The following is a 10,732-nucleotide window of genomic DNA, read 5'->3' on the forward strand; positions in this document are numbered from 1 at the left end:
GTTTTAAGCTGTACGTTTATGTGGATTCAGTGTATTTAGCGGCGCGGCGCCGGCATCGCATTTCGCTGGCAGCAGCAGGGCCATCAGCGCGGCCAGAGCCAGTGAAATTGCCAGGCAGTAAACGCCCGCATCTTTGCTGTACAGGGTGATGAGTACGCCGACCGCGTAAGGACCGCAAAAGCCACCGAGGTTGCCGAGAGCGTTGATGACCCCACGTGCGCCACCGGCCATTTCCGCGCTGAACAAACGCGCCGGAATAGTCCAGAACACGCCCGCAGCCGATTGCAGGAAGAATCCGCAGCCGACCAGCGCGGCATAAGCCAGCCAGACGTTATTTTTCAGCGCCACAGAGAGGAACATGCACAGGGCAAAGCCAATCAGCGGCAGGCAGACGAACAGCTTGCGTTTACCGGTGCGGTCAGAGAGAGAAGAGAACAGGAACATCCCGGCAATTGCGCCGACGTAAGGCAGAATGGCGAGCATGCCGACCTGCCCCATGCTGCTGTGAGTCAACTCTTTGAGAATGGTCGGCAGCCACAGGGTGTAACCGTAAATCCCGGTCTGATAGAAGAAGTTCAGCGCGATTAGCTGCCACATGGTTTTATCGGAAAGTACTGCGCCCAGAGAGGCATTTTTGACTTCGGTTCCGGCAATGGCTTTTTGCTCGGCGGCCAGCGTTTCCACCAGGTAATTTTTCTCGGCGTCAGAGATCCAGCGCGCTTCCTGCGGACGGTCGTAAACGGTATAGGCCCACAGCACCAGGACGACGACAGACAGTAAACCTTCAATGATAAACAGCCAGCGCCAGTCGAGCACGGTGATGATCCAACCCGAGAGCGGGGCGGTAATGATCCCGGCAATCGGCACAAACATAATCACAATCGCATTGGCGCGACCGCGTTCGGCATCGGGGAACCAATTACTGATCATCGTCAGCACGACCGGCAGCATGCCGCCTTCGGCAACGCCGAGTAAGAAGCGCAAAACCAGCAGTTGATACTGATTCGTGATCAACCCCGTCAAAACGGAAATGACCGCCCAGGCAACCAACGACCAGCCGATAAATTTCTTGCCGCTGCCGTGTACGGCAATTTTTCCGCCGGGAACCTGTAAAAACAGATAGCCGATAAAGAAAATACCACCGGCCAGACCGGCCATGGTGGCGGAAATACCTAATTCCTCATCCATTCCGCCGGGCATCGCGAATGCGATATTGACGCGGTCCATATAAGAAATAATACAGGCGATGAGAATAGGTGGAATAATCCGTAGCCAGCGCTGACGGGGTATGTCTTGAAGTGTAGGGCGAGAGGTCATGTTCATATTAATATTCTCGTAGAGTAGTATTTTATTTTTATAGTTTTGCTTTATTTAATGCGGCGATACCGTCGCGCAATATCGCTACACGATGGTTCACATCTGCACTGGCATTTATTTCCAGCAATTTAATGCCAGAAAATTGCAATGGGTCTGCTCCTGCGCAGGCGAATAATTCGCGGGCATGGTCGGTGGCCATCAGACCTTCTGGACAGAAAGGGGCAAACGGTGCGTGTAAGTCCTGCCACTCGCCGTATTCCCCCGCAAGCGTGGTACCGGAAAACATCAGTGCGCCCAGTTTTCCAGCCCGTTGGGCCTGCTGCGTGTGGGTCAGCGGTAGGGTGAGGTTCCGTCCTTCAATGGCCGAGCGCGCCCAGTTAATGCACACGCTGATGTCATACCCGGCAATGACCTCCAGCACGTTGTCCAACGGCAGAAAACCTTTGCGCGGCGCAATACCGGTCATGGCATCACAATGTTCCAGCACCAGATCGCAGGACCAGTCCCAATTGGCTATCTCTTTAAGCGAACGGGCGAATGCGTCGGTGGCCTGCGCAACATCTGGATTGCTGGCACAGGGTGCGGCATGCAGCTCCAGCGCGATTACTTTTCCGCCGTTGGCTGCATTGATATGGTTGATTTTCTGCTGCAGATGGCGGTAATACGCCACGCAGGCTTTACGTTGTTCTTCGTCGCTGGAAGCCAGCCCAAAAGCGCTGTTTGCGCCACGACGGCGCATGGTTTCCATTATAGCTGTGACCACGATTTGCCAGTCGCCCGGTGTATGACGTAATAACCATTCGTCGCCTAACGGGTGAAGATGTTCAAGGCAGGGCTGCTCCAAACCGCGAATATCCGGGGTATCGGCGAGTTGTCGCCAGAAATCCTTCTCTTCCTCTTCACTCTTTTGGTGAAATGAGGGTGCACAGGGGTACGCACCGATAATATAACCGGCATTATTAACGCTCATGTTGTGCTCCTTTTTATAAAACTGAAATAGCGACCTTCACAACTATTTTACGGATCGGTGTGGCGACAGTTTTATGACATCCAGGGCGGTGAACATCCTGCGGGAAAAATATGGCATAACTTCCCGGAATCATTTCAATGAAAGATTCATGTTCGCTGGCGTGATAAAAAATAATATCGCGCTGTTCTAATAACGATTCACTGATTTGGTTATTCCCGGTATCAATGGCGATCCCGATTTTCTCTTCACCCCAGGCCAGAAACTGAATATCCAGATAGCGGCGATGCACCTCAGGACGATTTTCGGCAACGTCACGGGTGGTTAAATCGATAATTTGCGCGAAGATATTTTTACCGTCGATCTCCACCACGCCCGGCTCCAGTTTTTGAAAATCTGTGGTGCGCAGAAAGTCGAGCGCCCTTTCAATCGCAGCGGGCAAACGGCATGGGTTAGGTTGAGCAATATGTCCGAAGATCATGGTGTTGCTCCTTACAGGGCCTGAATTTTTGCCCAGACGCTGTCGTCAACGGTGATACCGTTCCGGCGATTTTCTTCCAGTAGCTTTGTAAACTCGTGGCCCGGCAGACGGACAGGCGTGTTTTCATCTGCGCGTTCGGCGGTGATGATGAAATCCATAATCCGCTGTAGCTTGGCATCGCGGGTGGCGCCGTCGATCAGCTTATCAACTTCAATGGCGATAAAAATCTGTGAAACGCCATATTCATCGCTGTTATCCTGGGTGACTTCCGCAACGGAGGAGCCATCAGAAAGCAGGGTGGCAATCATATCCAGCACAATCGACAGACCTGAACCTTTCCAGTAGCCCATTGGCAAAATGCGGCGGTTTTTTTCGATAACACCCGGCTCTTTGGTGAGATTGCCTTCATCATCAAAGCCACCATCTACCGGCAGTTGGCGACCGGCCAGGCGATTCACTTCCAGCATGCCGTAGGAGAACATCGACATCGACATATCAACCATGGTGATTGGTGATGAGGGGATCGCGACGATCAGCGGGTTAGTACCAATGCGGCACTCTTTCGAACCCCACGGTGGCATGACGGCAATCGAGTTAGTCCAGCAGATACCGATGTAACCTTTCTCCGCCGCCTGCCAGCCATAGCTACCGCCGCGCATCCAGTGGTTGGCGTTACGCAGTGCGACCAGGCCAATACCGTGATCGGAGGCCAGCTCAATGGCTCTGTCCATCATCTTTTTCGCCGTCAGGTTGCCGATCGAACGCTGGGCATCCCATTGTTCAATCGCCCCCAGGCTGGTAATGCGTTGCGGTTTGGCCTCAGGAATGATGTCGCCGTTATCCAATTGCTGAATAAAACGAGGAAAACGATTCACACCGTGCGAATAAACGCCGGACTCGGTGGTGCGCGCAAACATTTCGGCACAGGCATCGGCGGTTTCAACGGCAATACCGCGTGCCAGCAGTACCCGCTTGAACGCATCTTTCAACTGCTCAAAAGTGACTTTCATTCCTGTTTCCTTGTTTAAATTTGATCGCTTTTTTATCTCTAAATTTCACTATGCGAAATCTGATTTCAAATATAGCGATCAAATTTTGACAGATCAACGGGGTGGTCTATTTTTTAAAATCATCAAAATCAAATGGTTGTGTTTTTTCGGTTCAGATCGTGAACTGAAACACACTTTGCGCTACCATCAGAGCGCGACGAAAAGGGGAGCGGAAGCGATGGGCACAAAAGAGAGTGAAATGACGCAAGACAAAGAGAGGCCAGCCGGAAGTCAGAGCCTGTTCCGTGGTTTAATGTTGATTGAGATTCTGAGTAACTATCCGAATGGGTGCCCACTGGCCCATCTGTCTGAACTGGCCGGGCTGAACAAAAGTACTGTGCATCGACTCCTGCAAGGGCTGCAGTCCTGCGGATATGTCACGCCTGCACCTGCTGCGGGTAGCTATAGGTTGACCACTAAATTTATCGCCGTGGGTCAGAAGGCACTATCTTCACTGAATATCATCCATGTTGCCGCACCGCACCTCGAAGCGTTGAACATTGCCACGGGTGAAACAATCAACTTCTCAAGCCGTGAAGATGACCACGCGATTCTGATTTATAAGCTGGAACCGACGACGGGCATGCTGCGTACCCGCGCTTATATCGGTCAACATATGCCGCTGTATTGCTCCGCGATGGGTAAAATTTACATGGCGTTTGGACATGCGGATTATGTGGAATCTTATTGGGAGAGCCATCAGGATCTTATTCAGCCGCTGACCCGCAATACCATTACCGGTTTGCCGGCGATGTACGACGAATTGGCGCAGATCCGCGAAAGCAGTATGGCGATGGATCGTGAAGAGAACGAACTGGGCGTTTCCTGTATTGCTGTACCGGTGTTTGATATTCATGGTCGGGTGCCGTACGCGGTGTCAATTTCACTCTCTACTTCGCGACTTAAGCAGATAGGGGAAAAAAATCTACTCAAGCCGCTACGGGAAACCGCGCAGGCGATTTCCAATGAGCTGGGTTTTACCGTTCGCGATTAGGCGGATCGCCATAGTTGTTCAGGCACCTGACAATATTTAACCGTTTCCCCTGTCCGATCAAGGCGTCAGGGGCAACCTCTCTGGCACTCTGTGGTTTTCACGCAGACGGAGGGAGTAATGAACGCGTTTATTATGGCGGATGCGGCAAAATGTATTGGGTGTCGTACCTGCGAAGTTGCTTGCGTCGTCGCGCACCAGCAAAACCAGGACTGCGCGTCGGTCTCTTCCACTGCGTTTACCCCGCGCATCCGCGTGATCAAAGACGACGCCTTTACGACGGCAGTCGCCTGCCATCAATGCGAGGACGCTCCCTGTGCAAATGTCTGCCCGACGCACGCAATTCGTCGTGAACATGGGCATATCTTCGTTGAACAGACGCGTTGTATTGGCTGTAAAAGTTGTATGCTGGCCTGCCCGTTTGGGGCAATGAATGTCGTCGCCCGCTCGTCACAGGTGCAGGCGATAAAATGCGATTTATGCTGGCACCGTGATGCGGGACCCGCGTGTGTCGAAGCCTGCCCGACCAGCGCGTTGCAGTGTATAGATGCCGTCAGTATTCAGCGCCAGCGTCTGTGTTCACTTCCACAGTAATTTGAGTCCCGATCTGTGGTTAGGTCGGGACTTGCGTTAGCCTTCCTGCCAGGCGCGTTCGATCTCTTCAGCCAGAATCTTCACTCCAGCTTCGATTTTCTCCGGTTCTGGCACGTAGTTCATCCGCATGCACTGATGCGTATGCGGCCAGGGTTTATCCAGACCAGGGAAGAAGTAATCACCGGGAACCATCAGCACGCCGCGCGCTTTCAGACGCTGATACAACAGTTCGGTGGTGATAGGCAAATCTTTGAACCATAACCACAGGAAAATCGCGCCCTCCGGTTTATGAATAAGGCACCGATCTTCAGATAAATAGCGGCGAATGATCGCAATCGTCTCCTGAACGCGCTGATAATAAAACGGCTTAATCACCGTCTCGGACAGACGCAGAAGGTCGTTGCGCTTAATCATTTCGCACATGATTGCCGGACCCATTCCGCCAGGCGCGAGGCTGATAATGCCGTTCATGTTGGTGATGGCGGTGATGATTTTTTCATTCGCGATAATGATGCCGCAGCGGGAGCCTGGCAGACCCAGCTTGGAAAGGCTCATGCACAGCACAATGTTGGGATTCCACAGCGGGCGCGCTTCGCTAAAGATGATGCCGGGGAACGGTACGCCATAGGCGTTATCAATCACCAGCGGGATCCCATGCTGGTTGGCCAGCCGGTCCAGCTTCATCAGCTCTTCATCGGTGATCACGTTGCCTGTCGGGTTTGTCGGACGTGACACGCAGATCATGCCCGTCTCTTCACCGATGTGCAGGTGTTCAAAATCAACGTGATACTTAAACTGACCTTCTGGTAACAGTTCGATGTTTGGACGCGCGGAGACAAAGAGATCCTCTTCCAGCCCGGAATCGGCATAGCCAATGTATTCCGGAGCTAACGGGAACAACACTTTTTGCGTTGTTCCGTCGGCGCGGCGTCCGGCGAACAGATTGAATAAGTAGAAAAATGCGCTCTGACTGCCATTTGTCAGTGCAATATTTTGTGGCTCGATATCCCAACCCTGCTTCTCACGTAGCAGTTTCGCCAGCTCAGTCAGCAGCTCGGTTTTACCTTGTGGACCATCGTAATTGCAAAGCGCATCAGTGACTTTGCCGTTTTCCAGCATATCTGCCAGCAGAGACTGAAAGTAATTTTGCATCTCTGGAATTTGCGCCGGATTGCCGCCACCGAGCATGATGGCGCCTGGGGTGCGTAAACCGTCGTTAAGGTCCTCCATCAGGCGTGTGATGCCTGAATGGCGGGTAAATTTGTCGCCAAAAAGTGAGAATGTCATAGCAGGTGGTCTGTCGAACTGAGTAGTAAAGTGGCTAACCATAGCGCTACCCATGGCAGGGTGCAAATCAGGGGTATCAGGCCGGATTGAGATTTTGTGCTGCTGATTTTTATTTGGCTGGTTTTTAATGTTGAGTAAGGCTTCCCGCTGCGTGGACAGCGAGAAGCCTGCCGGGATCAGGGCTGACCGGCCCACACCACCATCACCTTATCGTCGCCATGCTCACGAATAAATCCGTATCCCTGCTTCAGCGGCAGCGTGATTTGTTTACCGGCGCCAATGGCGGGATGCCTGGCCCTGAACTGACTGATTCGCTGCCAGTGGGCGACGCTGGCGGCAGATTTCCCGGTCACATCCTGCCAGTTCATCTCTGAGCGCGTACCCTGTAATGGGTCTGAGCCGGTTGGGCCAAAGGGGCGGGCCGACTCGTCGCCATAAAAGAGTTGAACCGCGCCAGGTGCCAGCAGCAATAGCTCGGCGGCGTTGTCTCCACCTTCGCGGAACAGACGTGTATCGTGCGAGGAGAGATAGCTCAGGACGTTGAAGTTCTGCAATTTATCCGCCATCTGCTGCCAGGTGGGGTCCATATTTGCCAGACAATCGACGGCCTTTGCCGCCTGCTCCTGGTAGTCGAAATTGATCATCGCATCGAAGCCGTGACGGTAATAGTCGCTTTGCATCACACCGTGACCCCAGGCCTCGCCAGTCATCCAGAAGGGGTTATCATCCAGCGCTTTTTCCGGATTGGCTTTCTTCCATTCGACCAGCGCCGCGCTGGCTTGTGTTTTTAGCTGCTGCCAGGCGGGAAGCTCGACGTGTTTAGCGGTGTCGACCCGAAAGCCGTCAATCCCATAATCACGCACCCACTGACTGAGCCAGTGCGTCAGATAATCCCGGGGCGTGTAACCGGCGATGGCTTTGGCGTGCGTATCCGGCTTGTGCTGATAAAAGTTTGGCAGCCCGGAAGGCGTGGTGGATTCGGTTTTCAGATCGGGCAGGAAAGCCAGCGACATCGTCAGGTCGTCAAAGCCAGGATTGTCGTAATCGCCAATATCGGTGCGGATCCAGTTTTTTCCCCACCATTTTTCCCAACCAGCTTTATCGCTAAAGTTGATGTAATCATTGAAACTGTGCCAGCTTTGCCCGGCGGATGGCTGCCAGTCCGTCCAGCGTTCCCCGAGCGTTTTTTTCAACTCATCGCCCGATAGGTACAGTGCCCCAAAATGATACTCCTGCATATCCGCCAGCGTGGCGTAGCCGGTATGGTTCATCACCACATCAAACAAGACACGGATGCCGCGCTGGTGTGCGCCATCAACCAGCGCACGCAGGTCCGCTTCGTTTCCCATATTGGCGTCAAGCGTGGTCCAGTCTTGGGTGTAGTAGCCGTGGTAAGCGTAGTGGGGGAAGTCCCCTTTGGCGCCACCGCCGACCCAGCCGTGGATTTGCTCAAACGGCGCGCTGATCCACAGGGCGTTGACGCCTAACTGTTGCAGGTAGTCGAGTTTGCTGGCGAGCCCGCGCAAATCGCCACCGTGGAACGTGCCAATTTCCTGCATGCCGTCGTTGCGACGCCCATAGCTGTGGTCGTTACTCGGATCGCCATTCACAAAGCGGTCCGTCAGGACGAAATACACCGTGGCGTTATGCCAGTCGAAAGCTGCGGGGGCATCGGTTTCCGCCCGTTCCAGTAGCAACAGCCCGTTACTGGTTGCGGCGGGCTGTAGGGTAATCGACCCGTTTTTTACCGTTGCCGTTTGCTGGCTGTAGAAATCACGCACCACGGCACCTTCCGGGAAGGTCTGGCTCACGTCCAGCGTTAATGGTGAACCGTCCCATTTCGGGCATTGGCGAATCTGGGTGGTGACGGTGTCCTTAGCACTTTTTACCAACAGCATCAGCGTTGGCGTACCGGAGCGGGTATCGATTTCCAGTATGTAATCGCCGTCTTTGAATAAACGCCACTGTGGCGGCGTGCCTTCACAAGGTTTTAGCGACAGCATCTGGTTGAGTTTTATCGCATCAGCAGGCTGCCAGCACTGTTGGTCAAAATTCAGGGTTAAAGGACGGGTACCCTTCGTCAACGCTGCATGGCTGACGAATTTACCCGTACCTTCCGCTTCGAAGGTGGGAAGTCCTTGAGACGTCCATGATGAGGCGATGGCAATGCCGGGCATTAGCGCCAGCGCAACGGCGGCAAGTTTCATAGTGCTGTCCTTGATGCTGCGATTTTCGCCAGTTTGCCAGTGAAATCAGGCCGGAAACTCCTCCTTTGAGTTGATTCCGCCAGGAGGAGAAGTGAGGGTGAGCGATCGCGCGCAAAAAATGAACTGATTTTGCGATAACCTCCACATTTTCTTCGAATTAATGGCACCCAGAACTGTTAATACGTGACATAGTTTCAGAATTGGACTATTCCTGTGGGTGCTCTTGACGGCTATTTTTGATATGATTTGAGATTCATCTCTCATTTTTGTGAAAAATATAAGGTGTTGGAATGTATAAATCCGACCAGGAGACCTAATGATATTGACTCCCATTCGACGATATGGGGCAATGATTCTTATGTTACTCACCGTTGCATTTTCGGGTGAGGTGCTGGCAAAGACACACACGGCGACAACGAGTCACAAGCCCCAGATAACCAAGGCAAGTAATAAACAGGTTAGCAGTAAACAAGAGTATTCTCGCAATAGTGCAAAGAGTAGTTCACTTCCTGATTTGCGAAAATACCCTTCCGGAACACCAAGGAAAAAAGCGTTTCTCCGGACGGTTATGCCTTATATTACCAGTCAAAATGCTGCCATTACGGCGGACCGTAACTGGCTGATTTCAAAACAGTACCAGAACCGCTGGTCACCGACTGAGCGTACGCGTATGAAAGACATCGCGAAGCGCTACAAGGTGAACTGGTCTGGTAACACGCGTAAAATTCCGTGGAATACGCTGCTTGAGCGTGTAGACATTATCCCGACCAGTATGGTGGCAACCATGGCTGCGGCAGAAAGCGGCTGGGGTACGTCGAAGCTGGCGCGTAGCAACAACAACCTGTTTGGCATGAAATGTGGCAAGGGTCGTTGTAACAATGCACCGGGTAAGGTCAAAGGCTACTCACAATTTGAATCAGTGAAAGAGTCGGTGAATGCTTACGTCATTAATTTGAATACGCATCCGGCCTACTCTTCCTTCCGTAAGTCACGTGCGCAGTTGCGTAAAGCCGATCAGGAAGTCACCGCCACCGCGATGATCCATAAGCTGAAGGGTTATTCCACTAAGGGACAGAGTTATAACAACTATCTGTTTGCAATGTATCAGGACAACCAGCGTTTAATCGCCGCGCATATGTAATTTCGAGTGCCGGATGGCGACTTCGCCCTCCGGCTATCATCCTTATAGCAACACTTCACTGTTCACATCGCGATACTCTTTTGGCGTCGTGTCGTACTCTTTCTTGAATACCGAATAGAAATACTGCAGAGATGGGTAGCCGCACATCTGTGAAATTTCGTTGATTGAAAGCGTGGTAGAAATCAACAGGCTGCGCGCCTTTTCCAGCTTTTCGGCATGAATCACGGCGTGAATGGTCTCTCCGACCTCTTCTTTAAAGCGCTTCTCCAGATTCGAACGTGAAATCCCTACTGAGTCCAACACTTGATCAACCTTGATACCTTTGCAGGCATGGTTGCGAATGTAATGCATCGCCTGAATAACGGCAGGATCGGTAAGTGAACGATAATCTGTAGACTGACGCGCAACAACGCGTACAGGAGGAACCAGAATGCGCTGTAAGGGTATCTCTTCGTGAGCCAGCAGGCGGTGGAGTAGTTTGGCTGCCTGATATCCCATCTGTCTGGCCCCCTGAGCGACGGAGGACAAGGCGACTCGTGACAGGTAACGGGTCAGCTCTTCGTTATCGATACCAATGACGCACAGTTTTTCCGGTACCGGAATATGCAGATGTTCACAGGCCTGCAGAACGTGCCGCGCACGTGCGTCTGTGACGGCGATAATCCCGGTTTGTGGCGGTAAGGTTTGCAGCCAGTCCG

Annotated in this window: 9 protein-coding genes and 1 pseudogene; 3 read left to right on the forward strand and 7 right to left on the reverse strand. The window is 52.6% G+C overall.

The features are described from left to right. Positions 1-3: 3 nt before the first annotated feature. Genes FDW87_RS12920 through yiaK form a run of 4 tightly spaced genes read right to left on the reverse strand, consistent with a single transcriptional unit; the run spans position 4 to position 3,775 of the window. Positions 4-1,323, reverse strand: a complete 1,320-nt coding sequence (locus FDW87_RS12920; RefSeq protein ID WP_016154938.1) for an MFS transporter — start codon at positions 1,321-1,323, stop codon at positions 4-6. A gap of 31 nt (positions 1,324-1,354) precedes the next feature. Further along, positions 1,355-2,287 (reverse strand): DUF4862 family protein, encoded by a 933-nt coding sequence (locus FDW87_RS12925; RefSeq protein ID WP_047415844.1) that lies wholly within the window; start codon positions 2,285-2,287, stop codon positions 1,355-1,357. Between the two features lie 13 nt (positions 2,288-2,300). Continuing rightward, positions 2,301-2,765 (reverse strand): YhcH/YjgK/YiaL family protein, encoded by a 465-nt coding sequence (locus FDW87_RS12930; protein ID WP_115190069.1) that lies wholly within the window; start codon positions 2,763-2,765, stop codon positions 2,301-2,303. An 11-nt stretch (positions 2,766-2,776) separates the two neighbouring features. Then, complete coding sequence (gene yiaK / locus FDW87_RS12935) at positions 2,777-3,775, reverse strand: 3-dehydro-L-gulonate 2-dehydrogenase (RefSeq protein ID WP_137366826.1); 999 nt, start codon at positions 3,773-3,775, stop codon at positions 2,777-2,779. 217 nt (positions 3,776-3,992) lie between these two features. On the opposite strand from yiaK, the gene yiaJ reads away from it, so the two are divergent. Next, positions 3,993-4,808 (forward strand): IclR family transcriptional regulator YiaJ, encoded by an 816-nt coding sequence (yiaJ, locus tag FDW87_RS12940; protein ID WP_016154934.1) that lies wholly within the window; start codon positions 3,993-3,995, stop codon positions 4,806-4,808. Positions 4,809-4,925: 117 nt separating this feature from the next. Continuing rightward, positions 4,926-5,399: a 4Fe-4S dicluster domain-containing protein gene (locus FDW87_RS12945; protein WP_137379819.1), complete on the forward strand. Its 474-nt coding sequence runs from the start codon at positions 4,926-4,928 to the stop codon at positions 5,397-5,399. A 36-nt stretch (positions 5,400-5,435) separates the two neighbouring features. Here FDW87_RS12945 and avtA read toward each other — a convergent pair whose 3' ends face one another. Together avtA and malS are read right to left on the reverse strand one after the other, a co-directional pair. Beyond that, positions 5,436-6,686, reverse strand: coding sequence for a valine--pyruvate transaminase (avtA, locus tag FDW87_RS12950; RefSeq protein ID WP_049271770.1), 1,251 nt, complete (start codon positions 6,684-6,686; stop codon positions 5,436-5,438). 176 nt (positions 6,687-6,862) lie between these two features. Further along, positions 6,863-8,893, reverse strand: a complete 2,031-nt coding sequence (gene malS / locus FDW87_RS12955; protein ID WP_137379820.1) for an alpha-amylase — start codon at positions 8,891-8,893, stop codon at positions 6,863-6,865. 316 nt (positions 8,894-9,209) lie between these two features. Between malS and FDW87_RS12960 the strand changes: the two genes are divergently transcribed. Next, the gene (locus FDW87_RS12960; protein ID WP_016154930.1) at positions 9,210-10,034 is read left to right on the forward strand and encodes a protein bax; all 825 of its coding nucleotides are present in this window, start codon (positions 9,210-9,212) and stop codon (positions 10,032-10,034) included. A gap of 42 nt (positions 10,035-10,076) precedes the next feature. Here FDW87_RS12960 and xylR read toward each other — a convergent pair. After that, positions 10,077-10,732: pseudogene (gene xylR, locus FDW87_RS22540) on the reverse strand (D-xylose utilization transcriptional activator XylR); the annotation flags it as partial.

This window comes from Citrobacter sp. wls826, assembly GCF_005281245.1.
In the GTDB taxonomy this organism is placed as follows: domain Bacteria; phylum Pseudomonadota; class Gammaproteobacteria; order Enterobacterales; family Enterobacteriaceae; genus Citrobacter; species Citrobacter braakii.

What these genes read in the sequence shown, in the direction of transcription:
- FDW87_RS12960 (WP_016154930.1), top strand. Translation starts at nt 9,210, where the DNA reads ATGATATTGACTCCCATTCGACGATATGGGGCAATGATTCTTATGTTA.
- FDW87_RS12925 (WP_047415844.1), bottom strand. Translation starts at nt 2,287, where the DNA reads ATGAGCGTTAATAATGCCGGTTATATTATCGGTGCGTACCCCTGTGCA.
- FDW87_RS12930 (WP_115190069.1), bottom strand. Translation starts at nt 2,765, where the DNA reads ATGATCTTCGGACATATTGCTCAACCTAACCCATGCCGTTTGCCCGCT.
- yiaJ (WP_016154934.1), top strand. Translation starts at nt 3,993, where the DNA reads ATGGGCACAAAAGAGAGTGAAATGACGCAAGACAAAGAGAGGCCAGCC.
- avtA (WP_049271770.1), bottom strand. Translation starts at nt 6,686, where the DNA reads ATGACATTCTCACTTTTTGGCGACAAATTTACCCGCCATTCAGGCATC.
- FDW87_RS12945 (WP_137379819.1), top strand. Translation starts at nt 4,926, where the DNA reads ATGAACGCGTTTATTATGGCGGATGCGGCAAAATGTATTGGGTGTCGT.
- malS (WP_137379820.1), bottom strand. Translation starts at nt 8,893, where the DNA reads ATGAAACTTGCCGCCGTTGCGCTGGCGCTAATGCCCGGCATTGCCATC.
- yiaK (WP_137366826.1), bottom strand. Translation starts at nt 3,775, where the DNA reads ATGAAAGTCACTTTTGAGCAGTTGAAAGATGCGTTCAAGCGGGTACTG.
- FDW87_RS12920 (WP_016154938.1), bottom strand. Translation starts at nt 1,323, where the DNA reads ATGAACATGACCTCTCGCCCTACACTTCAAGACATACCCCGTCAGCGC.